This is a genomic window from Bradyrhizobium sp. USDA 10063 (genome assembly GCF_054063735.1).
This window is the reverse complement of sequence record NZ_JBSSGP010000002.1, coordinates 1,023,482-1,050,214: the sequence shown is the minus strand read 5'-3', so window position 1 is coordinate 1,050,214 and position 26,733 is coordinate 1,023,482. Positions and strand designations below refer to the sequence as shown.

At 62.5% G+C, this 26,733-nt stretch carries 18 protein-coding genes and 1 pseudogene; 8 read left to right on the top strand and 11 right to left on the bottom strand.

Annotation, left to right across the window (positions count from 1 at the left end; translation table 11 throughout):
• Positions 1–144: 144 nt before the first annotated feature.
• From ACVJGD_RS06845 to ACVJGD_RS06835, 3 genes are all read right to left on the bottom strand, one after another.
• Positions 145–576: a VOC family protein gene (locus ACVJGD_RS06845; protein WP_456633635.1), complete on the bottom strand. Its 432-nt coding sequence runs from the start codon at positions 574–576 to the stop codon at positions 145–147.
• 61 nt (positions 577–637) lie between these two features.
• Positions 638–2,401, bottom strand: coding sequence for an MOSC domain-containing protein (locus ACVJGD_RS06840; RefSeq protein WP_456633634.1), 1,764 nt, complete (start codon positions 2,399–2,401; stop codon positions 638–640).
• A gap of 14 nt (positions 2,402–2,415) precedes the next feature.
• Positions 2,416–3,261 (bottom strand): DUF427 domain-containing protein, encoded by an 846-nt coding sequence (locus tag ACVJGD_RS06835; RefSeq protein ID WP_456640198.1) that lies wholly within the window; start codon positions 3,259–3,261, stop codon positions 2,416–2,418.
• Positions 3,262–3,790: 529 nt separating this feature from the next.
• On the opposite strand from ACVJGD_RS06835, the gene ACVJGD_RS06830 reads away from it, so the two are divergent.
• Positions 3,791–5,377 (top strand): porin, encoded by a 1,587-nt coding sequence (locus tag ACVJGD_RS06830; RefSeq protein ID WP_456633633.1) that lies wholly within the window; start codon positions 3,791–3,793, stop codon positions 5,375–5,377.
• 159 nt (positions 5,378–5,536) lie between these two features.
• Here the strand turns inward: ACVJGD_RS06830 and ACVJGD_RS06825 are convergent, their stop codons facing one another.
• The 5 genes from ACVJGD_RS06825 to ACVJGD_RS06805 form a co-directional block, all read right to left on the bottom strand.
• Positions 5,537–7,210 carry an FAD-dependent oxidoreductase gene (locus ACVJGD_RS06825; RefSeq protein WP_456640197.1) on the bottom strand — a complete coding sequence of 558 codons (1,674 nt, stop codon included), beginning with the start codon at positions 7,208–7,210 and terminating at the stop codon, positions 5,537–5,539.
• 30 nt (positions 7,211–7,240) lie between these two features.
• On the bottom strand, positions 7,241–8,227 hold the full coding sequence (locus ACVJGD_RS06820) for a Bug family tripartite tricarboxylate transporter substrate binding protein (protein WP_456633632.1): 987 nt from the start codon (positions 8,225–8,227) through the stop codon (positions 7,241–7,243).
• A gap of 72 nt (positions 8,228–8,299) precedes the next feature.
• Positions 8,300–10,033 (bottom strand): thiamine pyrophosphate-requiring protein, encoded by a 1,734-nt coding sequence (locus tag ACVJGD_RS06815; protein WP_456633631.1) that lies wholly within the window; start codon positions 10,031–10,033, stop codon positions 8,300–8,302.
• A 75-nt stretch (positions 10,034–10,108) separates the two neighbouring features.
• Positions 10,109–11,701 carry an FAD-dependent monooxygenase gene (locus ACVJGD_RS06810; protein WP_456633630.1) on the bottom strand — a complete coding sequence of 531 codons (1,593 nt, stop codon included), beginning with the start codon at positions 11,699–11,701 and terminating at the stop codon, positions 10,109–10,111.
• Between the two features lie 119 nt (positions 11,702–11,820).
• Positions 11,821–12,573 carry an IclR family transcriptional regulator gene (locus tag ACVJGD_RS06805; RefSeq protein WP_456633629.1) on the bottom strand — a complete coding sequence of 251 codons (753 nt, stop codon included), beginning with the start codon at positions 12,571–12,573 and terminating at the stop codon, positions 11,821–11,823.
• Between the two features lie 156 nt (positions 12,574–12,729).
• On the opposite strand from ACVJGD_RS06805, the gene ACVJGD_RS06800 reads away from it, so the two are divergent.
• Positions 12,730–14,067, top strand: a complete 1,338-nt coding sequence (locus tag ACVJGD_RS06800) for an MFS transporter (RefSeq protein ID WP_456633628.1) — start codon at positions 12,730–12,732, stop codon at positions 14,065–14,067.
• A gap of 210 nt (positions 14,068–14,277) precedes the next feature.
• Here ACVJGD_RS06800 and ACVJGD_RS06795 read toward each other — a convergent pair whose 3' ends face one another.
• Positions 14,278–17,049: an ATP-binding protein gene (locus tag ACVJGD_RS06795; protein ID WP_456633627.1), complete on the bottom strand. Its 2,772-nt coding sequence runs from the start codon at positions 17,047–17,049 to the stop codon at positions 14,278–14,280.
• 924 nt (positions 17,050–17,973) lie between these two features.
• On the opposite strand from ACVJGD_RS06795, the gene ACVJGD_RS06790 reads away from it, so the two are divergent.
• Positions 17,974–18,999, top strand: a complete 1,026-nt coding sequence (locus ACVJGD_RS06790) for a pyridoxal phosphate-dependent aminotransferase (RefSeq protein WP_456633626.1) — start codon at positions 17,974–17,976, stop codon at positions 18,997–18,999.
• Between the two features lie 34 nt (positions 19,000–19,033).
• Here ACVJGD_RS06790 and ACVJGD_RS06785 read toward each other — a convergent pair whose 3' ends face one another.
• Positions 19,034–19,873: a universal stress protein gene (locus tag ACVJGD_RS06785; protein WP_456633625.1), complete on the bottom strand. Its 840-nt coding sequence runs from the start codon at positions 19,871–19,873 to the stop codon at positions 19,034–19,036.
• 58 nt (positions 19,874–19,931) lie between these two features.
• Between ACVJGD_RS06785 and ACVJGD_RS06780 the strand changes: the two genes are divergently transcribed.
• The 5 genes and pseudogenes from ACVJGD_RS06780 to ACVJGD_RS06760 all read left to right on the top strand — a co-directional run bounded on the left by ACVJGD_RS06780 (position 19,932) and on the right by ACVJGD_RS06760 (position 25,911).
• Entirely contained in the window at positions 19,932–20,366 is a 435-nt protein-coding gene (locus ACVJGD_RS06780; protein WP_456633624.1) for a hypothetical protein, read from the top strand.
• Positions 20,367–20,503: 137 nt separating this feature from the next.
• Positions 20,504–21,598, top strand: a complete 1,095-nt coding sequence (locus ACVJGD_RS06775; RefSeq protein WP_456633623.1) for an HlyD family secretion protein — start codon at positions 20,504–20,506, stop codon at positions 21,596–21,598.
• Entirely contained in the window at positions 21,595–24,339 is a 2,745-nt protein-coding gene (gene rbbA, locus ACVJGD_RS06770; RefSeq protein ID WP_456633622.1) for a ribosome-associated ATPase/putative transporter RbbA, read from the top strand. The genes ACVJGD_RS06775 and rbbA overlap by 4 nt, the downstream gene beginning before the upstream one ends.
• A gap of 4 nt (positions 24,340–24,343) precedes the next feature.
• Positions 24,344–25,472, top strand: a pseudogene (locus ACVJGD_RS06765) (ABC transporter permease).
• Positions 25,473–25,569: 97 nt separating this feature from the next.
• Positions 25,570–25,911 (top strand): hypothetical protein, encoded by a 342-nt coding sequence (locus ACVJGD_RS06760; protein WP_456633621.1) that lies wholly within the window; start codon positions 25,570–25,572, stop codon positions 25,909–25,911.
• A gap of 11 nt (positions 25,912–25,922) precedes the next feature.
• Here ACVJGD_RS06760 and ACVJGD_RS06755 read toward each other — a convergent pair whose 3' ends face one another.
• Entirely contained in the window at positions 25,923–26,729 is an 807-nt protein-coding gene (locus ACVJGD_RS06755) for an enoyl-CoA hydratase/isomerase family protein (RefSeq protein WP_456633620.1), read from the bottom strand.
• Positions 26,730–26,733: the final 4 nt, after the last annotated feature.

The following is a 26,733-nucleotide window of genomic DNA, read 5'->3' as shown; positions in this document are numbered from 1 at the left end:
GCATGCCGGCGCACCGAAAGCTGCGCGAACAAAACTGGGAGATGATTGCGCGAGATCGGACGTGGTCCGCGTGGGCGGGTCGAACATGTTCACTGGCGCGTCGCGGGCAGGCACCGCCTCCCCTGAGACACCTCCAAGGGAACTTCAGGCAGTGCGATAGCCCCGTTCCTGTAGCACCCAGCCGTTGCCATCCGGGTCCGAGAAGTCGGCGAAGCTGGCGTAGTCCCTGCGCGCGGGGTCGAGCCCGGGTACGAAACCTCCGTCCCAGGCATCAATGGGCACCTTGTGCCGGATCGCACCAACTTCGACTCCGCGCTCGAGCAGGCGACGCCGCGCATCCTCGATGTTGGTGACGACGAGATAGATGTTCCGAAGTGATCCTACAGGCGCGTCGGTGATTCCTTTGCCGATCTGTATCGAGCAGCCAGAGCCCGGCGGAGTGAGCTGCACAACGCGGAATGTGTCGCTCGGCGCATAGTCGACGTCGAGCGTGAAGCCAACCTTGTCGACATAGAACCGCAGCGCCCGATCGACATCGCTGACCGGCAGTATCAGCACCTCGATTGAGAACTTCATGACTGCTGTGCTGGTTGTGTTCATCCCTGCCCGTCTTTGGTCCAATAGGCCCTCTCAGGGTTCACAGATCGACAACGACATCGCGAACAGGTTGCGAGCAGCAAACCAGAACGTTGCCGTCGGCGGGCTTATCGAGCGGCTCCGGTCCATAGGCGACCGCGCCCGAAACCAAACCGCTTTCGCAGTTATGACAAACACCGGTCCGGCACGACCAACGAACCGGCACGTCGCACGCTTCGGCCAGCTCCAAAATGCTCTGATAGGCTGACGCTTTCCAATGTGCGGCGACGCCGCTTCGCGCGAACGATACCAGCGGGCCGGTATTGGCGTCGTCCCCCGGCGGATGAGGCGCTCGCATCGCTGTGCCGACAATGCCGGGCGTCATCGGCTCGCTGCCGTTGAAGATCTCGACATGAACCCGCTCCGGCGGCACGCCGAATGTCCCGAGGGCTTCCCTCATGTCCGCCATGAAGCGAGTCGGCCCGCAGAGGTAGACATCCGCCTCTCGCGGGATGCCGACTTCGTCAAAGGCCGATTGCGACAGATGACCAGTGGTGTCGAAGTCCTTGCCGATCTTATCGCTCTCGCCCGGCCTGCTGTAGCAAACATAGCTGCGGCCGTGGGTGAGCCCGAGCATGAGGCGGCGAACTTCGGCGGCAAACGGATGATGCTGTCGGTCGCGCGCCGTATGCAGCCAGACCACTTGCCGTTCCGAGCGGGCCTCCGCCAGCGCCTGCAGCATCGCCAGGACAGGCGTCGCTCCGATTCCCGCGCTGAGCAACACCACCGGCCGCTCCCCGGACTGCAGAATGAAGCTTCCACGCGGTGAGCTCACGTCGAGAACATCGCCCACCTGGATATGGTCCCGCAGGTAGGTTCCAGCCGCCCCATTCGGCTCGATCTTCACGCTGATCCGATAGCGCTCCGTCGAGGGGGGACCCGAGAGGGAGTAGCTGCGAAAGAGTGGCGGGCCGCCGCCGGTCGGTCGAAGACGCAAGACGACGTACTGACCTGGCAAAGCCGGTGGCAGCGGCTGACCGTCCGGATCCTGCATCGACAGCGAGAGGACGTCCGCGGACTCCTGATCGATTGCCGACACGGCGAGCGGCCGAAATCCTGGTGCAACCGGATGCAAAGCTGCTGCCGGCGCAAGCCCCACGTTGCCACTTCCCGCGGCAGTCGTTTGGCCCTGCAGCAATGCCTCAAACGAGGAGCGCCATCCAGGCGAAAGCGCCTCGATGCGCAAGGCGCGCTCCAATCGGTCGCGGACATGATCGGGCGAATAGAGCAGCGCGTTGATCTCTGCCACCGTCATGCGCTCGTTCGCCTCTCCCACCTTCACGATTTCGTCGCCAGCGTCGACCTCCCCTTCCCGCAGGACGCGGAAGTAGAACCCGGGCCGTCCGCTGGATGTCAGCAATGCCGGCATCCGTGGCTCGTTCATCCGAATGCCAACGCGATAGCAGGTCACGCGAGGCTGAGTGACCTCGAACAGCGCGCTGCCGATTTGATAACGGTCGCCGATGCACACGGCATCGTCGGGCAACCCCTCGATCGTGAAGTTCTCGCCGAACTGTCCGTGGACGAAGTCGGTCCGCTTCAGCCGCTCCTGCCAATAGCGATACGACTCGATCTGGTAGACGAAGGCGGCGCGCTGCTCACCCCCGTGGCCGCTCAGGTCCCCTTGACCGTCTCCGTCCAGATTGAGCCGCCCGACCCAACAGCGGCCACGCACAGGATTTTTCCAGATTCCGGTGTGTACGGTGCGCCCCTTCCAGTCGATATCTCGGGGAAGTCCGACGTTCACCGAAAGCAGTCGAGCCATGTACCGCTCCGTTTTTATGGTCCTCCGCTCGCAGCCGCCGAGGGCCCCTTATCGGGATCGTGAACCACCTCGGCGGTGTCTAGATTGCGATCGGGGCCGTGCGGAACCACCGTCTGACCCGGCTCAAGATGGAGCTGTTTGCCATCGAGATGCACCGAGACGCTGTTCGGTTCAAACGAGACCAAGTCGGAGATGCGGCGGACCTCGGGATAGGCGTCAGGATACGACCATGCCGCCTGACGTGCATCCTCGATGGAGTAATAGCTGCAGAGCCCTTTATACGGGCAGAAGGTCTGGAGTTTCACGGGAGTGAGGGCGGACTCATCTATGTCGACGCGCGGAACGTACCAGCGCGGCGCGAAGCCGGACTCGTAGAGAACGAGCGGCCGCTTGGTGTCGGCGATGATCCGATCACCATGGCGGACCACGAGGTGACGAGAGGCCTGGCGAATGTCGATGCGGTGGTAGGGGTCAGCGGCATGGCCCACGATTCTTTCGTCTTCCTCGTAGAAAGCATCCATGGCCCGCCAAGCGAAAGCGACGCGTGCCTGCAGTTCGCTCGCGTGGGCGGGCAGACTGGTGTGCTGCCACGCTCCTCGCGGCGCGATGTGTTGTTCGTCCGCCCGGACGCTGTACCAGGACGTGGGCCCGAGATCGGGATGCTGGATGGTATGCTCGGTGCGTTCCAGGACGTGTGGAGAAACGTCGGTTTCCGGGAAATAGGCGACGGGATAGCGGCCCGGTTCGAAAAGCAGGAGGACCTGCTCGCTATCGGCGATCCACATTGGTCCGAATCGCACGCGCATGCGCCGGCGCAAACGCTCTACGTACAACAGTCGCTTGGGCATTGGTTCGGGCACGAGGAACCGACCAATTGCTCCCGTTGAGAGCGGACCTTGTTGCCAGGACAGTCCCACTGCTCTCTCCTATAAATATTCAATGATCGAGACCGGCGACGTCCAAATTCCTCGCCGCCGGCCTCTCCGGCCTGCGCGCAACTTCGCGGGTCCAATCCGACGAAGTTATATTCGTGGGCCGGTACCGTTTGGTTACAGGGTCGCAGCCCAGTTCATGAGGAAAATAAAGGGGCTCGGGAGCCAAAGCATGAGCGTGGCCGCCGCGGCGCAAGCGGAAATCACCGACGATCATTCTCATGGAATAGCGGAGCGAAGCTCTTCGCAGCGACCGTAGCTACAGCATTGATCCGGGTTCCAAGGGCTGCTCTGCATGCGCTCCAAGTAGCGCTTGCATGCGTTGCGAAAAAGTCACACGGCGACAACAACCGGCTGGCGTCACGTCGCGGTGCATTGTGCGACATGGCTCCTGCGCTAAGAGTTGGGGAGCGTTCGATTTCCGAGTGGACGTACAGGTCTCACGGCGGAGGCCGGCATGGCGACAACTCGAATCCTTATCCTCGGTCCGGCGGCGAGTCTTTTGCTCGCAACCAGCGGAGCCGCAGGCGCTGACCTTCCTGTCAAAGCAAAGCCCATCGAATATGTGAAGATTTGCTCGGCTTACGGCGCGGGCTTCTTCTTCATTCCCGGCACCGACACCTGCATCAAGCTCGGCGGCTATCTCCGGGTCGATACCACATTCAATGGCGGCATACAGGGCACGCCGGCCTGGAACGGTGACGCAGGACAACATAACCGCTACTTCGACTACTTCTCCACCCGCGCCCGTATGCTATTGTCAATCGATACCCGCACCGCCACCGAATATGGCGTGGTCCGTACCTTCGGGCAGGGCCGGTTTACGTTCAGCACGCTTGGCAACAACACCTTCAACCCGAACTCGATCAACGGCTCGCTTCCGGTGGCCGGCCAGCAGTTGCTCGATACGCCGGGCGGCGGCCAGGTTTCCATCCAATACCTCTTTATCCAGTTCGCAGGCTTCACCTTCGGTCAGTCGGCGTCTGCCTACGCGTCGCCCTGGCAGGGCTATCCCGGCAACATCACGGACTTCCTGCTCGGCGGCCAGAACACTGATACCGGCGTCCAGAACATCCAGTACACGACGGATTTCGGCAACGGAGTGACCGGCACCATCGGCCTCGACGATCCAACCGTGTGGGACCGCACCGCGGTCTACAACCTGTCGCTGCCGCTGAACGCCACGCTGAACACGGGTAACGCTTATGCCGGCGTCCATGCGCCCGACGTGGTCGGCAACATTCGCATCGACCAGGCCTGGGGTCTGTTCCAGATTTCGGCCGCGGCCCATGAAGCGAGCGGCTCCTACAACACGCTCAACGCACTCGGAGCGCCGGCCGGCGCCGTCGGCCTGCCGGGCGCGGCGCCGACCGCAGCATCCGAGCTTTCCGGACATCCCGACACCTCGTGGGGCGGCGCAGTGATGGCGGCGTTGCAGATCAAGAACATCCCGACCGGTGCCGGCGACGACATCAAGATGGACGCGAGCTATGCCAAGGGAGCGACGAAGTACGTCGTCTCGTCGGCTTCAACCTCGCCGAGCTTTGCGATGTTCGGCAGCACCAGCGCTTTTGGCGCCTATCAGAGCATCGGGTTCGGTGCGACGACCGACGCCGTCTATCTGCCGGTCGCAGCCGGCGGCGACGGCTCGCTGCATCTGACAGAGGCCTTTGGCGTTCGCGGGGCGTTCAACCATAACTGGAACCCATATTGGTCGTCGAGTCTCTTCGGCTCGTATGTGGGCGTCCGCTATGACGGCGCCGCCAAGGCCTTCATGTGCGCCAACTACACCACGCCGGCCAAGGCGGTCAGCGCAGACTACATCTGCAACCCCGACTTCAACCTGTCGCAGCTTGGCGTCATCACCCGCTGGACCCCGGTCGAGAACCTGACCTTCTCGGCCGAATTCCTATGGATCCACCTCGATCAAAAATTCCAGGGCAGCGCCATCCTTGGACCTTCGGCTCCCAAGCCGGCCGCGCGCTATGAGTTCAGCGATCAGGACACGTTCCACCTGCAGCTTCGCGCCCAACGTAACTTCTGAGGTTTTTTGCAGCGCATAGACCTGACAAGCCGCTTCTTGATTTAGGCTCCTGTCAAATCTTGGCAGTGGACAGTAAGACAAGATGACTGAACGGTGATGTCGCAATCGCCGTTCGGCGCCTCCGCGGCGACCGCAGGCCAAGCGCCCGTCAGGCGTTGGTCAATATTCCTGTTTGTCTGTGCTGGTCGCTCGGGTTCCGCGAATAATGTTCAGCAGCGCTGCGGGATTCTCCGGCAGCCGGTCGCCGCGCCATGCGACATGCTGATCCGGACGAGCGAGCAAGAGACCGTGTCGATAGACGTCGGGCGGCTCCGCTGCGCCAATGTCGAGAACAGTCAAAGGCATGCCGACCGCCGAAGCAGCTGTCATCAAGCCGGACACATCGACGTGTGGATCGCTGCGAAGCAGTGTGTAGTAAGGTCCCATTGCGTCGTACACGGAGCGACCATCGGCGAGCCAAAAGTGAGGAACGCGCGCGCCAGGAGCGGTCGATGGCGTGAAGTTACCCATCGTATAGGGCGGCGGAATCTCATCGTCATAAGCAATGATCGGTGAACCCTGATAATAGTAGCCGAAGTTGAGCCCCGCACAGCAATATTGCTGAACGTTGAGGTCGTACGCCGATTGTCCGATCGAGCTGCGAATGGCGTCACCTTCCGGCCCCGCCACTTCGATTTCGGGTGGAACGGTCTTTCGCGCTTTCGCCATCGCGTGGGCGTGGTTCATGGCGAAATGTGACACCTGCTCTGTGATCGGAAGTCGCTCGGCCTCGTAGGCATTTAGAATGCGCGCATCAGCCCATCCTTCCAGGTGCGCCGCAAGCAACCACGCCAGGTTTGCGGCATCGGCGATCCCCGCATTCATGCCGTAGCCGGCGTAAGGAACCCACAGGTGGCAGGCGTCCCCGCATATAAAGACCCGCCCGTCGCGGACCTTGTCCGTGATGAGACGCCGCCCGATCCAGTCCTCCTTGGCGAGCAATTCATACTGAAAATTCCGGTCGACGCCGAGCACTGTTCGGATTGCACTGTCCCGATCAATGGCATCGAACTCCGTCACATCAGCATTGAGATAGACATGGACGAGCCAGGTCTCCCTGCCGTCGATCGCGTACACGTTGCCGGATTGTCGCGGGTTCAACGCAAAGGAAGCCCACGCCGGCGTCCCGCCGAGTTGTCGCAGCATCTCGAGCAGTTTCGGCGCTCGAATAAAGCTCGACTGCACGCGTTGCAGGACAGGATCGCCGCTCAGCCGCCCTCCGATCCTGTTGCGGACCAGAGACCGGCCACCATCGCAGCCAACCAGAAATCGGCAGGATATTGCTATCTCTTCCGCCGTATCGCGCTCCCGCGCAGATGCGATGACACCCTCCGGGCTCTGTCGAAAATCAACGAGCGACGTTCCGCTCAGGATGCGCACGCCGGGCATCGAGGACAAATGCTCGAACAGGACGGGCTCAAGGTAGATCTGGTTGATCCGATGCGGCGGCTCCGGCGTCGGCCACCATGTATCCGGGCCGTCCTCCGACTTATATCGCTCCGCGCGGCAGGGAATTTTGATCCTGGTCAGTTCACGACCAAGGAACGAGGTCCGATAGGCGACATCGTTCGGATAATCTGGTGGCAGGCCGGCGTTGCGCACCTTTGCAGCGACGCCGAGCCGCCGGAAGATTTCCATCGAGCGCGCCGAGACGTGATTCGATTTGACGCTGGGCGGTTCGTCACGTCTGCGCGTCTCCAGAACGATCACGCGTCTGCCGCGCCAAGCCAGATCCATGGCAAGCGTGAGCCCGACCGGCCCCGCGCCGGCAACCACGACGTCCGCCTCAAGCATTCCGGCCATCACACCGCTCCCCCGTGCCGTTCACGGCTCGATCTTGACGTTGCCGATCCGTGCTATCTCGGTCCAGCGCGCGATATCCGATACGATCATTCGGGAAAATTCATCCGATGAACTGCCGACCGAGTCGATATTGAGAAGCTTCAATCGGGAAACCACGTCCGGAAGTTTGGCAATCCGCGTGAATTCGTCCTGCAGCTTCCCCACGACTTCCGGCGGCGTTCCTTTGGGCGCAAGAACGCCGCTCCACAACACGGCATCGACGTCTGCACCTGCCTCCTTCATGGTTGGAACGTCAGGCAGCTCCTCCATGCGTTTCGGCGCGGCAACGGCGAGCGCGCGCACCTGGCCTCCCGTGATCTGGCCCCAAACCGAACCGGCGTCGGCAATCGTTGCTGTCACCTCGCCCGCGATCACCGCGACCACGGAATCGTTGGCGCCCTTGTACGGGATCATCTGCATCGGCGCGCCAGTCTTCTGCTTGAACAGCTCGGTGGCAAGCTGGAACGCCGCGGACGAACTCGAATAGTTCGCTTTGCTCGGATTCTGCTTAGCGTAAGCGACGAGCTCGGATACGGACTTGAGCGGCGACGCGGCGTTGACGATCAGGATCAGCGGAAACGAGCCAAGTTCTGAAATCGGAATGAAATCGCGAACAGGATCGTACGGCAACTTCGTGTAAACCGCCGGATTGATGACCATGGCGCCGCTGGCACCGATCAGCAGCGTGTAGCCGTCGGGCGCCGATTTCGCGACATAATCGGTCGCGAGGATCGCGCCAGCGCCTGGCTTGTTTTCGATGATGACCGGTTGACCAAGGCTCTCTGACAATTTCTGTCCGAACAGACGCGCGATAATGTCGTTGCCGCCGCCCGGCGTGAAACCGACGATGATATGGATAGGTCGCGACGGATATTTTGCGGCCTCCTCCGCAACGGCGGTGTGCACAAAGAACAATGCAAACAATCCAACACAGATACCCGCCAGAAATTGCCTTTTCAAAACCTTCATGACGGCGTTTCTCCCTGCTATTGCCGCGTCTTGTTTTCTTGTTGTGACGACGGCACCGTTCAACGTTGTGAACTAAAGCGGCGTAACGTGAACATGCAGGACCGCGGCCCTGCCGTCATCCACTGCCGCCAGGCACCGATCGATCGCCCCCGCGAGCTCATCGGGTTCGGTCACACTCTCGCCATGGGCTCCGAAAGCGCGTGCGACGTCGGCGAAACGGCGTTGCTCACCCTGACGATCCGACCTCAAGCTGGACTGGAACGAGTTGGTTTCCGCGGCAACGCCCGTGGGATAAACGCGCTGAACTGCGGATTTCACGGCCTGCCAGCCGCCGTTGTCCAGCACCACGGTCAGGATCGGAAGCTCGTACTGCTGCGCGGTTGCATAGACGGAGTCGGGCGAGGAAAAATGAAAAGCGCCGTCGCCGATGATCTGCACGATGCGCCGATGCGGCTGCGCCAGCTTCAATCCCAGCGCCATGCCGCCGCTGAAACCGAGGCCACCACCGGCGAGTCCCACGTAGCTTCGGGGTTGCGTGCGACGGATCTGCTCCTGCAGCATCGGGCCGTTGCGGATCGCCTCGTTGAGAACGATATCGTCCTGCGCCAGCTTGCCATTCAGGACAGCAAACAGATAGCTGGGATTGAGCGCACCCGGAACGCCCTTGTTGGCGGCAGCCGCGGCGCGGCGTTTTGCGGCGGCCTTGCGCGCCTCGCCCCAGTTCGCGATGCGCTCAGCGACGCGCCGGCGATAGCTGTCGTCAGCGCGCGCCTCGACGACGTCGAGCACCTGCTGGAGCACGGTTGCGCAGTCACCCTGGCTTCTCATATCGGTTGGAAAGCCCCACATCGGAAAGTCCGATTTCAGGGGATCGACGTCGATCTGGATCCACCGGATCGCATCGATGCGCTTGGCGTACTGCGGAACGAATGGGACGTCGGTGTCCAGCAAGAGCCCGAGATCCGCCTGCTCGAGCAGCGGCAGAGGATCGAAGCCCGCAAAGCAGGGCGAGTCCTGCGGTATATTGAGATCGATTGAATTAAATTCGGCCACCCGGATGCCGCAGGTCCGCGCCAATCGATCGAGCACCGTAACCGCCTCTGGCTTGCGACCGAGATAGGCTGTCAGCGCGATCGGGTTGCCCGCGGCCATCAGTTGATCGGCGATGGCCTCGACTCTTGCCTGATCGATGCCGCCGGACCGAACGCCGCCGTAGCGGGCGGGGTCGTAGGCCGGCATCCGCGTCTCGTCCCACGTCTCCGCCAGCGTCTCACGCGGCAGCATCATATAGACCGGTCCGGGAGGATCGCTGTGCATGAAAGCGCTGGCGCGAGCCAGCGCCTCCTTGACCACGATGCCGGACGGCAGCGAGTACTCCCATTTCACATACGGACGAATGATGCTCGCGATGTCGAATGGATCCTGCACGAAATGGACATAGGTGTCGCGCGAGCCAGGCAGTTCGCCGTGCAACGTGAATGGCGCGCGGCCGGCGAACAACATCACGGGCAAACGGTAGCGAAACATGTTCTGGATCGCCATGCATGCATTTGCGGTGCCGGCGTCGACATGCACGAAAACGGCCTGTCCCTTCCCGGTTGCTAGTGCGTAACCGCCGGCCATATGGACGGCAACGACCTCATGAGGACAAAGAATGATCTGCGGACGTTTGCGGCCCTGCTTGTCCCACCGCGCGATTTCCTCAATCAGGGACACATGGTCGGTCCCGAGATTGGCGAAGATATAGTCCACTCCGAGGTCGACGAGACCTTCGAGAAAATAATGCGCGGCGCTGTAAGAGCTCATGCCCTAATTCCCTGACGTTTCCCTGCCGGTTTCGGCTTTTTCAGTGTTCTTGTTCTGACCTGGAGTGGTCTGACTTCATGGGTCGCCTATAACGCGTCGCAGGATATCCGCCGGATCGCCGATTGCCTCGTTGGACGCCCAGGCAACGAACTGATCAGGGCGGACCAGCACGAGCGAGGCGTCGTAAAGCTCGCGGCCCTGCGCGCGGTTGTCGTGGATCACCTTCAGCGGCAGGCGCAGCCTGTCGGCGGCACGCCGGAATTCCTGCACAAAGGCACTCGGCGAGCCCAGATCAAGCAGCGTGAAACCGCTCCCTAGTTCTTCGTAGAGGTTCTTGCCCGACGAGAGAGGCTGCGGTGTGAGATGGTGGCCGGCACGAGCCGCATAGCTGTGGGAGCCGATCGCGCTGCTCACGGTACCCGGCGGTCCGAACACGATCGGCGAGCCCTCATAATTGGGCTCAAAGGCGTTGACCTCGGCACGCGCGCCTGACTGTCGCTCGCGCCAGGCCGCTTCGAAGTCGGCTCGGTCGACTGAGGGATTGTGCCGGCGGAGAAAATCCCGATCATCGAAGACCGACTTCTCGATGAAGTCGCGCGCGGTCGAGGCGAAGACAGGTCGCCGCTCCGCATCATAGCTGTCGAGCAGGTCGGAGCCGCCCCAGCCCTGCACAGTCGCCGCGAGCTTCCAGGAGAGGTTGACGGCATCTTCCAGACCGCTGTTGATCCCATAGCCGCCGTAAGGGGGATGGCTGTGCGCCGCGTCGCCGGCGATGAAAACGCGCCCCGCGCGATAGCTGTCGGCGAGTGCAAAGCGCAGGTCCCAGAAGCCGATATGATCGAACTCGATGTCGAACTCCGCACCGGCGGCCTCGTGCAGAAGCCGGCGGAAATCGAAATTGTCGCGCGTGGTGTCGGCGGGAACGGGCGCGTGGAAGAACCACGTGGTGCCGAGATCCACGCGGCCGAAGAATTTCCAGTAGCCGTCAAGTTCCGGGTGCAGCACATTGTAGAACGACTTGCCCGGATAGCGCTCGAGCAACCGATGGAGGCCGGTTGAGCGGAATACGAGCAGGACCATCAAGCGGTCATGGTCGGAACGGGCCTGGCGAATGCCCGCGTGGTCGCGCACGATCGATCGACTTCCGTCGCAACCGACGACATAATCGGCGCGCAAGCTGCGTTCGTTTCCATCGCGACTGACGATGTCGATGCTCACCCCGTCTCCACCGGGACGTATCGTCTCACAGCTCCAGCCGTACAAGGTATCGATGTTTGGAATCTGCGCCGCCCTTCGGCGCAACACCGCCTCGGTGGCGTATTGCGGCAGGCGTTCATTGTCGCAGAAATAGAACGGCCGTACGAGTTCGCGCTGTAGCCAGTCGTAACGGTAACCGCTCAGCAAGGTGCCATAGCTGGTCATGCCGCCAATGCCATAATCGGTCGGTATGGTTCGGGCGGCGCGCAATTCCTTTTCTGCGCCCCAGAAATGGAAATGCTCGAGGGTACGCTGAGTGAGATTCTGTCCTTTCGGAATCGGCTGCGGCTCGACGTGGCGTTCGACGACGGTGCAGTTGATGCCACGCAGACCGAGATCGATCGCAAGCCCGATCCCGACGGGTCCTCCGCCGATGATCACCACCGGGACAACGTCGGCTGAACTCAGCATCCGGAGAGACCCTCACCTACCCACTCTCAGTCAACCGGACGCCGGCTGCAGCAGAGGCCTGTAGTTCAATGCGACCGACCCAGCCTCAGGTCAAGACAAAATCTCAAAATGTGAGATTTTTAAGAATTATCAAAGACCTCGGCAGAGATTGATTGGGCCGTTTCGCGCACTTCCCCGCTGATCCGATCGATCAGGCCACCATTCGCATGCTGTCCAGCGATTGTGAGACAGAGACTCGCGACCGGATAGTTTGCGTCAAGGATGGGAGCGGCGATGCCAATTGCCCCGGGCGTCACTTCGCCGAAGGCGACCGCGACGCCTGCTCGCCGGATTCGCTTCAGCACCGTTGCGACTTCCTCGGCCGTCGCACCGACGCCGACACTGCGAAGATCGTCGGCGTAACGGGCAAGCAACGGAGCCAGACTGCGTTTCGGCAGAAAGGCCATGATCGAGCGGGCAATTGCGCCCCGCCCCATCGGCATCGGTCGGCCCCGCGGATAACTGCTCACCGGATGGGGCGCTGACGATTGTGAGGCAACGCAGAGCATCTTGTCGCCATACCAGCGAACAATCAGAGCAGTACAGGGATGCGCCGCCGTCAGACGCTCCAGATGCGGCGCGGCGGCGGCGACCAGCGGATCCGCGCGGCGGCTCAAATAGTCCATCTCGACGACTTTCGGCCCAAGAGCGAAGCGGCCGCCGCGAACGGACATCAATAGCCCGCTCTCTCTCAGGCTCTTGAGATAGCGGTAGAGCGTGGGACGTGTATAGCCAAGCTCACCCATGAGTTCGTCGGGCGTCCAGAGCGGGCGCGCCTCGCTGAACAGTTCCAGCACACCGAGCACCCGATCCTGGCTGTTTCTTTTCCCCACCTGTCCGTCCGTTCCAACGTCGTGCCGTCCTGATACCGCCCTCCCGCGCTTCCGGGAATGGGGCATGACCGCAGGGTTGCCCTTACAAAAATCTCATTATAAGAGATTTACAAGACAAGATGCGGGTGATCGACCCCGCCGGGAGGAAATCGCAGAATGACCATCGGCGTTGAGGACGGGTCCGCACCGACGGTCATCGATGTGCCGGCGTACATCGATCAACAACTGGTCGGCGCGTTCCAGATTCGCGTGTTGCTGATCTGCGCTGCGGTGCTCTTCGTCGACGGGTTCGACACGCAGGCGATCGGATATGTCGCGCCCGCCCTGGCGCAAGAATGGAAGCTGCCGCGCGGCGCGCTGGGACCGGTGTTCAGCGCCGGGTTATTCGGCCTGATGCTCGGCGCCTTGATCTTCGGCCCGCTCGCCGATCGGATCGGGCGCAAGCGGATCATCGTGGCCAGCACCGCTGCATTTGGTATCGGAAGCCTGCTCACGATGCTGGTTCAGGACGTCACTTGGCTGATGGCGCTCCGTTTCCTCACCGGTCTTGGACTCGGCGGCGCGATGCCAAACGCGGTTGCAGTGACCTCCGAGTTCAGCCCGCATCGCCGTCGAGCGACCATGGTGATGGCGATGTTTGCCGGATTTTCGATCGGCGCGGCGCTCGGCGGCTTGCTCACGGCTGCGCTGATCCCCGCTTTTGGCTGGCGCTCGGTGTTTCTGGTCGGCGGCATCGGGCCGCTCCTGCTCGTTCCAGTTCTTCTGTATGCGCTCCCGGAATCGATCCGCTACCTTGCACTGGCAGGAGGGCGCGATAGCGAGGTCGCCGGGCTGTTGCGGCGTATCACGCGGACCGCGCATCTTGGGAACGACGTCCGTTTTGCGGTGCAGGAGCCGAAATTGTCCGGCCTGCCGGTGGTCCATCTTTTCACGGAGCAGCGGAGCGCCGTCACGTTGCTGCTCTGGATCGTATTCTTCATGAGCCTGCTCGATCTCTATCTGCTCTCAAACTGGCTGCCGACGGTGCTTAACGATCTCGGCGTCTCGGTGTCGGTCGCCGCGGCGATCGGGGCGATGCTGCAAGTCGGTGGCGTGGTCGGCACGTTCGCGCTTGGTCACTTTATCGATCGCTTCTCGTTCCGCGCACTCGCGCTCACCTATCTCTCCGCTGCGGTCGCGGTGGCGGCAATCGGGTTGACCAGTCATTCGACGAACCTCGTCACCATCGCGATCTTTGCTGCCGGGTTCTGCATCGTCGGGGGGCAGATCGCCTCAAATGCCTTAACCGCGACGTTTTACCCGACCGCGATCAGGTCAACCGGCGTAGGCTGGGCGCTGGGCATCGGCCGCATCGGGTCGATCGTCGGCCCTTTGATCGGCGGCGTGATGCTTGCCCGCAATATGGAAGCGCAGCCGCTGTTCGCGGTGGCCGCCGTTCCGGCGCTGATCGCCGCGGCAGCAGCGCTTCTTCTGGCCCGTTCCGCGATGCGCTAAACGCCCACGGCCGGCCCGCACCTGCCTGATCTGTCGCCTCGAAGCGGCCAGTTCATCACCGCGCCACCTACTCAAGGACGATTCCGCGCCTGCAGCCGCGCCAATTGTTGACTTGCGTCACGCCAACAATCAGTAATTGTCTTGAAGTTATTTCCCGACCAGCGCAGCCGCTTCGAAATAAGCTCAGCGTTTGTATTCGGCGACCGCGGCTCACTCGGTCGATAGCTGCGCCATCATTGCCTTTGCGGTTCGCAGATCCGATATCCCAAAACCCTCGGTGAACTTTCCATACGCGGAGGCAAGCGTGTGGTGTGCGTCGGCAGCACGGTCCTGACTGGCTCTCAATCGTGCGAGGCTGATTGCCGTCCTCAGCTCCCAGAACAGCGCGCCTTGGCTACGCGCCACCTGGAGCGCCCGGTCGAAGGACTGCTCGGCGCCGGCAACGAAGCGATGTTGGCCTGCGTGGAGCAGCAGCTCGCCTTTGATGCGCAGCAGCTCGGCCTGGTACCACTGCTCGTCCCTTGCCTCGCAGCGCGCAAGCGCCTCATTGACGGCGGCAAGCCCGTGGGCGACGTCGCCGGCCTCGCCGAGACAGGCCGCCAGTTCGCCAAGAGGAAGCAGGAAGCGCGGCAGGAACCGCGCTTCGCCAGCCACCTCGAGCGCTTTTCGCAGCACCGGCAATCCCGTGGCGACGCCGCCGCGCCTTGCCATCACGATGCCCCTGAAGGCGCGTGCCCACAAATTCCACAGCCGGATCGGGTGCCGCTCGGTATGCTCGATCAATAGCGCGCAGTAACGTTCCGCCGCATCGAGATCGCCGGCAAGGAAAGTGATCGGGCAGGCACCCTGCCCCAGCACGCTGCAGAATGTCAGGGCATGCCCGCTCGTTCGGCCTTCCTCGATGTTGCGTTCGACGACGCGCAATGACTGGTCGGCCAGTCCCCTGAGCCACAGGATGCGCGCCTGGAAATAGTGCGCCGATACCCGCAGGTCGAAGCGGAAGCGGATCACCTGCGGCTTTGGCGATAGATCCGAAAGCCGCGACAAGGTCCGCGTGATGTGATGATGCGCCAGGTTCTGGTCGCCGAGGTAGTGCAGCGTGGTGGCGAGAAGCCGGTCAGCCATCATCAGGTCGACGGAGTTGCTCGAGTCACCCGCGACCACAGCGAAACGGTGCGCGAATTCCAGTGCCTTGCCGATCTCGCCATTGTTGAACTGATCGATGCACAGCCCCCACAGCGCGCGCAGCAAATAGTCGGCGTCACCGAGGTGCTCCGCGAGCTGCAAGGCCAAGGCCCAGGCGGGACCGGCTTCACGAGCCCTGCCGACGCCATACATCAGCGACCAGGCGCGTGCCGCCGACAGTTGCATGCGCAGGCGCGATGCATCAGCGACGGTTTCGTCTATCCTTGCTAGTGCCAGCTCAGTACGCTCTCGGCACTCTGCGAGCAGCGACAGTTGGACCCACAGCGGCACCGCGGCCGCGGTCAATGCCACGCCGGTCTGCGCATCGCCGCCGGGCGAGAATGCCCAATCAAGGCTAGCACGCACGTTGTCGATGTGCCGGCCGTAGATGGCAAGCCACTCAGCTTGCGGCTTCAGCTCGCTTTCGGCTTCTGCATTGGCGAAGAAGCCGCGGTAATATTGCGCGTGACGGCGCGCGGCGTCGGGATATTCTCCTGAACCACGCAGCTTTTCCAGCGCGTAAGCCCGCGTCGTATCCAAGAGGCGGTAGTGCGGCCGGTCGCCGCGAATGTCGGCGACGGCAAGGGACTTGGCTACCAGGTTGGCAAGGTGGTCCGTGACTTCGACCCTCTCGTGATCGCCGGCGACCGCAATCACCGCATCGAGCAGGAAGTCCCCGGCAAATATGCCGAGCCGGCGCAAGACCCGCGCCTCCGTTTCCGGGAGCAGATCATAGCTCCAGTCGAGCGTCGCGCGCAGCGTTTGCTGCCGGGGCAGCGCGGTGCGCCGGCCCGTCGTGAGGAATTTGAATCTGTCGTCCAGAAGCGCCGCGATCTTGGGCGGGCCAAGCATCGGCGCGCGTGCTGCGGCAAATTCGATCGCGAGCGGAATGCCGTCCAGCCGGCGGCAAATGGCGGCAATCGCGCCAAGATTCTCCTCATCGCCCTCGAAACTGGAACCCTGCGCTTTTGCCCGGGTCATGAACAGTTCGACGGCGGTGTGTTCAAATATCGCGTCCGGTGCAAGCAGAGGCTCAGGCGGCACTTCCAGTGGAAGCACGCGATAGACATGTTCGCCATCGATGCGCAACGCTTCGCGGCTGGTCGCAATGATGGTGGTGCCGGGGCAGCGGCTGACGATCGTCTCCGTCAGCGTGGCTACGGCACCGATGACGTGCTCGCAGTTGTCGAAAACGAGCAGCAATTGCCGGTCTCCGATGGCACGCGCTATCGCCTCCGCCGAGATATCTTCTCCTTCCAGTTTGATGCCGAGTACGCCCGCAACCGCCGAAGGTACGAGCTCAGGATTTGAAAGCGAGGCCAGTTCGATGAGCAGCCGGTCGGCCGTGAAGCCTGCCGGCGGCGATCTTGCTGCCTGCATCGCCAGCGCCGTTTTGCCGATCCCGCCGGGCCCGACAAGGCTCACGACTCGATAGGCTGACAGAAGCTCCCACAGATGAGCGATCGCCGTAGCACGGCCGATGAGATCAAACGTTGCGGCCGGAATGTTGGTCGACGGCGACAGTTCGGGCGGAGCCGGTTGAGCCAGCGCATCGACATGCCGGACCCGCCACGATCCCAACAGGCGATACCCGCGCCCGACCGTCGTGGCCAGCATGTCGCGATCGGAACCAAGGGCCTTGCGGATCGCGGCGATGTGCACCCGAAGCGCGCCGTCCTCGACGATCACTCCCTGCCAAACCCGCTTGGCCAGATCACTCCTGGAAACCAGTTCGCCTTCGGCCTGGACCAATTCCGCAATGATTTCAAAGGCCCGTCCCCCCAACGGCACGGGCACACCCTGAGCGCGCAACTCCCGCCTGGCAAGATCGATTTCCCATCCCGCGCATGCATAGATGGGGCGCTGGCCTGACCCGGCCGTCATTAGGAGAGCCCCAAGCAGTTTCTAAATTTTCACGCAGGCTAGCCTACCACCAACCCGGTCCAAAGAAGCAAGCCGAGCGATGAACTGCCGACCGTTCGCCTCCGCGACCTGGAACAAGCAACCTTGCGAAAAGGCCGCCGGTTCAGTGCCGGCGGCCTTCCGTTCCGGAAATGAAAATTGTTTGGAGATGAAAGCCCCTGCTCCGGACAGCTTCTGCAATAAAACGCACACCTGCCGCGTTGTGAAGCTCGAAATGCACACGTCGGATTGACTGGTGATCGAGCGTTGCACGGACATCACGGCCGTGAACCACCCCCGTTCACGAGCGAGAACACCGCACGCCTATCGGAACGCCCATAACCTCAACCCTTCCGCAAGCGGCGGAACGGAGCGTGCCAACCGCCCTCAGGTGGCGCGCGGGCAGGCGCAGTCCCGCCTGCTCCATCAATGGCAGCACGCGATGGCCGAAGAAGTCGAGATCCGGCTTGATATCGAAGAAGCTGAACGGCCGACAATTCGATGGTCGCAAAATTCGTTCTTGTCCCTACGACATTGCATTTGTTCTCTGCAGCTTTCCAATCGGGAAACAAGTGTGGTGATGCCGCATCCATCGCTTGACTGTTTGCCTGAGCCGCTTTTCACCAGGCGTAACAATCGCGCGACGGTGCGGTCTGACGTGTTCCAGATCGTCCCAATGGTCGCTTATAGTCGGTGGTGATTGGGGGCGATCTTTTGCGACCGCCATCGACCGTAAGGAGCAGCACCCTGACGGAGCTTTCTCGACGCGATTGGCTGTTGATCAGTACCGCCGCAGCCAGCAGTCTCCTGTATCCAGCCATGGCCGATGCATCGAAACACGACCGAATTCACCTCTCCTTGAATGAAAACCCGTTCGGTCCCTCGCCCCGCGCATTGCAGGCGATCAAGGCCCATCTCGCCGGGCTCAGCCGCTATACCGGCGACGAACTCGCCGAGCTGACGCAGACGATTGCCGCGCGCGAGAATGTCGCTGCCGAGCAGATCGTGCTTGGCGAGATCCTCGACGTGCTCGGCCTGTATCTGTCGGCCCACGGCGGTCCGGGCGGCGAGTTCGTCTATTCCGAACCCGGCTATACCGCGCTGGTGGATGCCGTCTCGCCCGCCGGCGGCGGCGTCGTCGGTGTTCCCCTCAACGCCCAGCTTCAGAACGATCTTCCCGCCATCGCCGGCAAGGTCAATGGACGGACGCGCGCGGTCTATCTCGTCAATCCGCACAATCCGAGCGGCACGGTGAGCGACGCGGCGCAGTTCATCGAATTCGTGCACGAACTCTCCAGGCGCACCCTCGTAATCGTCGATGAGGCCTATCTCGAATTCACGCCGGATTTCGAGAAGCGAACTGCCGCCGGCCTCGTCCGCAATGGCGACCAGGTCGCCGTCTTCAGGACGTTCGCGAAAATCTACGGGCTTGCGAGCCTTGCCATCGGCTACACGCTGGCGCCCGCCGAGTTGGCCAAGTCGGTGAAGCAACTCAGCATCGGTGCCTTTTTCGGCCTCAATCGGCTCAGCCTGGTCGCGGCAAACGCAAGTCTGAAAGATACAGATTATGTAGCATCCGTTCGCGCGAAGGTCGCGGCCGAGCGCGATGCGTGGCACGAGCTGTTCCGGACACGCAAAGTTCGCTTCGCGGAATCGCAGGGCAACTTCGTGTTTTTCGACTCCGGCCGGCCGCAACAAACCATCGCGTCCACGCTCGCAGCACAAGGCATCGACATCGGCCGCAGCTATCCGCCGCTCGACACGTGGGTACGAATTTCGATCGGCCTGCCCGAGGAAAACGCAATCGCCCGGCGAGCTGTCGCGGACCTGCTGCGGGCGACGTGACGCGGTCCTAAGCGACGAACGCGCCCCCGACCTCTCAATGCGCGATCAACAACGGGACGGTCGCGTCCCGCAGCAAGGCTCGGGTCACGCCGCCGAACATCATTTGGCTCGTTCGCGCGTGGCTGTAAGCCCCGACGACGATCAGATCGCTGGCGTGTCGCCTGCCAAAACCAAGGATGGCGTCGGCGACCGAAGCGCCATTGGACCAGATCCGCTCGACCGCGACCTTCACGCCATGGCGCGACAGATACAGCCCCACATCGGCGCCGGGTTCCTCGCCATGGCGGTCATTCTTGTGGGAATCCACCAGAAGGACGGTCACTGACTGCGCCGCTGCAAGCAGCGGAAGAGCATCAGTGATGGCACGGCGCGCCTCACGGCTGGCATTCCAGGCGACAACGATGTGCTCGGCCGCGGTCCCACTCCATTGCTCGGGCAACAGGAGGACGGGTACACCGGTCGCAAGCAATAGCGATTCCGCCGACCACTCCTGCGGCAGGCCGCCCGACCGCGGACTGCCGACGATCACGAGATCGGAATGGAGCGCGTTCAGTGCAGCTCCCTCGTTGGCCTCACCGGGGCGGATGCAACGAAACTCGCAACTGATGTCCTCGCGAGTGGAGACGGTCGCAAAGCTTTGGCTCGCGGCTTTCGTCGCGGCCAGTTCGCTTGCCATATGGCGCTGGATGAGTTCGCGAACCGCAGCCTGCCCTCGAACGAACGATTCGGACGGATTGCCATCCCAGCCGAACGGCACCACGAAGATTCCGACCAGATGCGCGCGATGACGGAATGCGAGTTTGACGGCATAGTCGGCACGTGCTTCGCCGGCAGGCGACGGATCGAAGAAGACGGCTATCGTTCTCAGCGACACGGAAAAACTCCCCAGCGAATTGATGGAAAACACGTAGCGCGCGCCAGGACAACAGCCGTTGACGTGGATCAAGCGCCCCCTGCGCGGCGCTCATTCCATTTCCAGCGCGCGGAAGATACGCGCCTTGACGGCGTCGAGAATGAAGGCGAACGCGACCGCTGCCGCAAAAACGGTCAGGATGACGGAAAGCGCCTCAGCCTTGCGAGGGAGGCGTTCTCTCGTCGCGGGCATGGAGACGGTCCAGGGCTTCTCGAACTTCGTCGTCTTCCAGACAATCGAGGACCCGCCCCACTTCCTTTGCCTGCTTGTCTTTGCTCTGGAGGCTCTCCTGGGTGCCTGTCCCGGGTTCGGTGGCAACCACGTTCTTCTTGTCGGCCATGGCCTGTCCTCGGTGATCGAAAAGCGCGCCGTCTTGCTGTGCGACTGGATAAAGCATGAGCCATTCGCTGCGGCGTGGGTTGAGCGAAATCAACTTTGCGGCGCGTACCGATGAACGGGTTGCCTTGGAACCTGTAACCGGTACTGGAGCATGGCTCGGAGGCGTCCGCGACAGAATTTGCGTTACGTCAACAGCCTGCGGATGCGGCGGTGCAAACTAAGAACAAGTTATGCAACCCAAGGCACCGACCGATGCAAGATCAAATCGAAGAGATCAAAGGAGGCGCGCAAGCCGCCGATGCATCTCATTCGCCCACGCCTGCTCCCGCCTCCCGGCATCTGCCTGTGCCGGTCCGTCGAAACGGCAAGCGGCGCGGTTTGCGGATCGCGGCAGCGCTCCTCCTTGTTGTGCTCGGCGCCGGTGGCGGCGGCTATTACATCTGGAAGCAAGCGCATCCGCCGCTACCCGTCGGTATCAGCGTCGGCAACGGCCGTATCGAGGCCGACGAAATCGACATCAGCACGAAGTATGCCGGGCGCGTATACGAGCTGCTCGCCGATATCGGCGACATGGTTGCGCCCGGACAGGTCGTGGCGCGGATGGACACACGCGATCTCGAGCAGTCGCTCTCGAAATCGTTGGCGCAGGGCCGGCAGGCGCAGCGCGCGATCGAGGAAGCCCAGGCCGTGCTCAGCCAGCAGCAGGCGCAGAAAACCCTGGCCGAGCAGGAGAACCAGCGGACGGAGTACCTCCACAAGAATGGCTGGGCGACCAAGGAATTGATGGACCAGCGCAAGCAACAGCTCGATGCCGCCAATGGTGCGCTTGCCGCGGCCCAGGCCAGGGTGCTCGAAACGCAACATGCGCTGGAGGCCGCCCAGCATGACGCAGGGCTCTACAAGGTGCAGATCGCCGACAACACGCTGGTGGCGCCGAAAGCAGGCCGGATCCAGTACCGCCTGACCAATATCGGCGAAGTCCTCGCGGCCGGCGGCAAGGTCTTCACGATGCTGGATCTGACCTATGTCTACATGGACATCTACCTGCCGACGACGGAGGCCGGCAAGGTCAAGGTCGGCGCCGACGCGCGCATCGTTCTCGACGCCTACCCCGATCACCCGATCCCGGCAAAGGTCTCCTTTGTCGCCAGCCAGGCACAGTTCACGCCGAAGACGGTGGAGACCAAGACCGAGCGCGACAAGCTGATGTTTCGCATCCGGGTTCGCATCGACCCGGAACGCCTGCTTGCGCGCGCGGACGCAGTCAGAAGCGGCCTGCCCGGTGTAGCCTATGTCCGTTGGGATCCCGCGATTGTCTGGCCGGCGAAGCTGCAGGGTACTCCATGAACGGCAGCGACGATCCGGTCGCAATCGTTCGAGCCCTCTCCCATCGCTATCGCTCGGTGACGGCGCTCGATTGCATATCGGCCGACATTCCCGCCGGACGCCTGGTCGGGCTGATCGGACCCGACGGCGTCGGCAAATCCTCGCTGCTCGCCATTCTCGCGGGCGCGCGGAAGATCCAGGAGGGCGCGGTCGCTGTTCTCGGCACCGACATCTCCAAGGCCGCCGAGCGCGCGCTGATCTGTCCGCGCATCGCCTACATGCCGCAGGGGCTCGGCAAGAATCTCTATCCCGACCTCAGCGTCAGGGAGAATGTCGAGTTCTTCGCCCGCCTGTTCGAGCAGTCGCGCAAGGAGCGAGAGTGGCGCATCAATGAGCTCCTGGAAAGCACCGGGCTTGCGCCGTTCGCCGACCGGCCGGCCAGCAAGCTGTCGGGCGGAATGCGGCAGAAGCTGGGGCTCTGCTGTTCGCTGATCCATGATCCCGATCTCCTGATTCTCGACGAGCCGACGACGGGCGTCGATCCGCTGTCGCGGCGCCAGTTCTGGGATCTCATCGACCGGATACGAGGGCGCACCGCGAAAATGAGCGTGGTGGTCGCCACCGCCTATATGGAAGAGGCCGAGCGCTTCGATTGGTTGTTTGCGATGAACGAGGGAAAGATCCTCGCGAACGGCTCACCCTCCGATCTCAAACGGCAAACCGGCACCGAATCGATCGAAGACGCCTTCGTCGCCCTGCTTCCGCAGCGACAGCCTACTGGTAACGACAAGCCGATCGGTCCACCGCTCGACGGTCACGCCGAGCCCGTCATTGTCGCCAAGGACCTGACCTGCCGGTTCGTCGACTTCACGGCCGTCGACCGCGTGAACTTCACGATCCGCCGTGGCGAGATCTTCGGCTTCGTCGGCTCGAACGGATCGGGCAAGACGACGACGATGAAGATGCTCACCGGACTTCTGCCGCCATCCGAGGGCGAAGCGCTGATCTTCGGCGAAGTGCTGCGTGCCGGCGATCTCGAAGCGCGCCGCCATGTCGGCTATATGTCACAATCCTTCTCCCTCTACGGGGAACTCACGGTTCGCCAGAACCTTGTCCTGCACGCGCGCCTGTTTCACCTGCCCCCGGCGTTCGCCGAGACGCGCATCGCGGAGCTGATCGAGAAATGCGACCTCGCCGACTATCTCGATGATCTCGCCTCTTCACTTCCCCTCGGGATCAGGCAGCGATTGTCGCTTGCTGTCGCCGTCGTCCACAAGCCCGACCTCCTGATCCTGGACGAGCCGACCTCCGGCGTCGACCCGCTGGCACGCGACCAGTTCTGGCAGCTTCTGATCGACCTGTCGCGCAATCAAGGGATGACCATCTTCGTCTCGACGCATTTCATGAACGAGGCGGCGCGCTGCGATCGGCTGTCGCTGATGCACGAAGGGCGCGTGCTTGCCACCGACACGCCGGCCGGACTGATCAAGGCGAGAGACGCCAGGAGCCTCGAGGATGCGTTCATCAGCTTCCTCGAGCAGGAAAAGCCGGGCGCGCTATCGGCCGTGACTATCGATCAGCCGCAAGCAGTCGGCGTCCAACCGGATACGACAGCCGGCCGCGATAGCAGGCGCAGCTTTTTCAGCTTCCGGCGATTGTTCGCCTATACGATCCGCGAGGGCCTTGAGCTGGTGCGCGATCGCATCCGGCTGATGTTCGCCCTGTTCGGCACTGCGCTCCTGATGATCGTGTTCGGTTTCGGCATTTCGGCCGACGTCAACAATCTCACCTTTGCCGTGCTCGACCGCGATCAGACGCCCGAAAGCCGCGCCTATCTGTCGGAACTGAGAGGATCGCCCTATTTCCTCGAAAAACCTCCGCTGACCGACTATGCGGATCTCGATCGCCGCCTGAAGAACGGCAGCATCAGTGTCAGCATCGAGATTCCCTCGAACTTCGGCCTCGACATCAAGCGCGGGCGGCCCGCCTACGTGTCCGCCTGGATCGATGGCGCCATGCCCTTCCGCGCCTCGACCATTCGGGGGTACCTGCAGGGCATGCACCAGCTCTATCTGAGCGATCCCGCGCTCAACACAACGCAGGCGGCAGCGCCCCTGCCCGCCAATATCGAGGTCCGATTCAAGTACAATCAGGACTTTGACAGCATCTACGCCATGGTGCCGTCGACACTTGCGATGATGCTCGCGCTGTTTCCGGCCATCCTGATGGCGCTCGCCGTGGTTCGCGAGAAGGAACTCGGCTCGATCACCAACCTCTACGTCACGCCGGTGACGCGGCTGGAATTCCTCGTCGGCAAGCAGCTCCCTTACGTCGCCGTCGCGCTGATCAACTTCATCATCATGTTCGCGATGGCGGTCTTCATCTTCAACGTGCCGCTGAAAGGCAGCTTCGTGGCGCTGCTTGCCGGCACGGTCATCTACGTCTTCACGACGACCGGTTACGGCATGCTGATCTCCACTTTCTGCACGACCCAGATCGCCGCGCTGTTCGGCACGGCGATTCTCACCATTCTGCCGGCCCAGCAGTTTTCGGGCATGATGACGCCCGTATCTTCGCTATCCGGCTCGGCGCAGCTCATCGGCCTCTGCTTCCCGATGAGCTATTACCGCCCGATCAGCGTCGGCACCTTCACCAAGGGACTGGGCCTTGCCGATCTCGGTTCGAGCATCCTCATGCTCCTCGTCTTCGTCCCTGTGCTGACGTGCCTGAGCATGATGCTGCTCCCCAAGCAGGAGCGCTGAGACCATGCGCTCTCTCTCCAACATCTTCTGGCTCGGCACCAAGGAACTGCGCAGCTTCTTCAGCGACTGGGTGCTGCTCGGGTTCGTGATCTACTCGTTCTCGCTCGCTGTCATCAGCCAGGCGCAAAGCAATGCCCAGGAAGTGTTCCACGCCTCGATCGGCGTGGTCGATGAAGACCATTCGGAATTATCCCGCCGGATCACGCGCGCGTTCCTGATGCCCTATTTCAAGGAGCCGGTGGCGATCGCGCAGGCCGATATCGAGCATCTCATGGATACCGGCAAATACACCTTCGTCATCGATATTCCTCCGAACTTCCAGCGCGACGTTTTGGCGGGGCGCCAGCCTGGGCTCCAGATCAATTGTCGACGCAACTGCAATGATCCAGGCCGGCCTGGGCTCGGGCTACGCGCAACAGATCATCAATACCGAGATTGCTCAGTTCGTATCGCAGGTGGAGCGCGTGACCGAATCGCCGGTCAACCTGGCGGTCAGGATCGCCTTCAATCCCAATGTGACGACGGCCTGGTTCGCCAGTGTCATGGGCATCATCTCGAGCGTCACCATGCTTGCGATCATCCTCGCCGGCGCCGCGCTGGTGCGCGAGCGCGAGCATGGCACGATGGATCATCTGCTGGTGATGCCGCTGAGCCCGTTCGAAATCGCGATGTCGAAGATATGGGCCAACGGGTTCGTCATCGCGGTCGCAGTCGGGCTGTCGCTCTATCTGGTGGTCCGCCTGCTCCTGAAGATCCCGATCGCCGGCTCGATCCCGCTCTTCATGTTTGGAACGATCCTCTATCTTTTCTTCGCGACCGCAATCGGCCTGTTCCTGGGCACGGTTGCGCGATCGATGCCGCAACTCGGCCTGCTCTACATGCTGGTCGCCGTTCCCATGAACGTGCTGTCCGGCGGCGCGACGCCGCTGGAGAGCATGCCGACCTGGCTCGCGACCGCGATGCAGGCATCGCCTTCGACTCACTTCGTCTCCTTCGCGCAGGCGATCCTCTATCGCGGCGCCGGTCTCGATGTGGTGTGGCCGCAATTCCTCGCCGTCGCCGGCATCGCCTCGCTGTTCCTGATGCTGTCGCTGCTGCGCTTCCGCTCCACGCTCAGTTCAGCATCGAATTAGGGAAGACGATCACGTTCACGTGCTCGGCCAGCGGCTTGATCTTCGTCAACATCGAACGAGCTTGTCTAGGGATGATTGATGCGACCGGAGGTCGAACATGCGTAAATCCATCATTTTGGCTGCGCTCGGCGCGGCAATTTCAATCACTGCATCACACGGCGTGCGCGCGGCGGACGCGGTGCCGAAGTTTGACATCGCCCGGATCTGCAAGGCCGAAACGGCAGAGACGGTCGGGATCGGAGAGACCCTGGCGTCATGCATGAAGGCCGAAGAGCAGGCCCGAACGCAAGTGGCCGGGCAATGGAGCAAGTTCACGGCGAAAGACAAAGCGGCTTGCACCAGCGAGTCCAGCATCGATGGCACGCCGAGTTATGTCGAACTCCAAACCTGCCTCGAAATGGCCTCGGATGCGCGTGTGGCGACGGGATCGCGACGATAGCGCGGATAGCGCTATCGTCCCTTGAACCGCGGCTTGCGTCGTTCCAGGAATGCCGCGACGCCCTCCCTGTGATCTTCTGTCATGCTTGCCAGCGCGAACTGGTCGACGTCCATATGGCCAGCGAGATCGTCGAGGGCGTGCGCCAGGCGGTTCACCGTGAGCTTTGTCATGGCAACCGAGATCGGCGGCTGCGCGGCGACCTTTGTTGCGAGCGCCATGGCGGCCTCAAACGCCTTGCCGGGATCGGCCACCTGCTCCACCAATCCCCATTCGTACGCCTCGGCGGCCGAGATGCGGTCGTCGGCGAGGATCACGGCCTGCTTGGTCCGTGCAGGTCCCATCAGGTGCAGCATGCGCGGCACGCTCTGCCAGCTCATGTTCATGCCGAGCCCGATCTCGGGCACGCGCATATGGGCATCGCGCGCCATCACGCGGAAGTCGAGCGCAACCGCCAGCGCCACGCCGCCGCCGATGCAGAAGCCCTCGATAGCGCCGATCGTGACCTGTTCCATGTCTTGCCAGGCCCGCGTCAGCCGCGGCCCCAGTTTCAGGTGGCGGCGCAGCGTGCCGATGTCCATGGTGCGGCGCGAGCGGCCTTCGGCGTCCTTGAGGTCGAAGCCGGCACTGAAGGATTTTGCGCCGCCGGTGAGCACGACGACGGACGTCGCGGCATCATCCTCGAAGCTGCGCGCGGCATCGGTGAGCTGGCGAAGCGCCTCCGGCGACAGCGCATTGATTCCGTCGCCGCGGTCGAAGCGCACGACCGCGATGCGGCCTTCCGGCCCCAGGCCTTTTTCGATTTTTATGTATTCCGCCACGATT

Coding starts and splice junctions, on each gene's coding strand:
- ACVJGD_RS06845 (WP_456633635.1), bottom strand. CDS start 576: ATGAAGTTCTCAATCGAGGTGCTGATACTGCCGGTCAGCGATGTCGAT.
- ACVJGD_RS06840 (WP_456633634.1), bottom strand. CDS start 2,401: ATGGCTCGACTGCTTTCGGTGAACGTCGGACTTCCCCGAGATATCGAC.
- ACVJGD_RS06830 (WP_456633633.1), top strand. CDS start 3,791: ATGGCGACAACTCGAATCCTTATCCTCGGTCCGGCGGCGAGTCTTTTG.
- ACVJGD_RS06825 (WP_456640197.1), bottom strand. CDS start 7,210: ATGCTTGAGGCGGACGTCGTGGTTGCCGGCGCGGGGCCGGTCGGGCTC.
- ACVJGD_RS06820 (WP_456633632.1), bottom strand. CDS start 8,227: ATGAAGGTTTTGAAAAGGCAATTTCTGGCGGGTATCTGTGTTGGATTG.
- ACVJGD_RS06815 (WP_456633631.1), bottom strand. CDS start 10,033: ATGAGCTCTTACAGCGCCGCGCATTATTTTCTCGAAGGTCTCGTCGAC.
- ACVJGD_RS06810 (WP_456633630.1), bottom strand. CDS start 11,701: ATGCTGAGTTCAGCCGACGTTGTCCCGGTGGTGATCATCGGCGGAGGA.
- ACVJGD_RS06800 (WP_456633628.1), top strand. CDS start 12,730: ATGACCATCGGCGTTGAGGACGGGTCCGCACCGACGGTCATCGATGTG.
- ACVJGD_RS06790 (WP_456633626.1), top strand. CDS start 17,974: ATGGCCGATGCATCGAAACACGACCGAATTCACCTCTCCTTGAATGAA.
- ACVJGD_RS06775 (WP_456633623.1), top strand. CDS start 20,504: ATGCAAGATCAAATCGAAGAGATCAAAGGAGGCGCGCAAGCCGCCGAT.
- rbbA (WP_456633622.1), top strand. CDS start 21,595: ATGAACGGCAGCGACGATCCGGTCGCAATCGTTCGAGCCCTCTCCCAT.
- ACVJGD_RS06760 (WP_456633621.1), top strand. CDS start 25,570: ATGCGTAAATCCATCATTTTGGCTGCGCTCGGCGCGGCAATTTCAATC.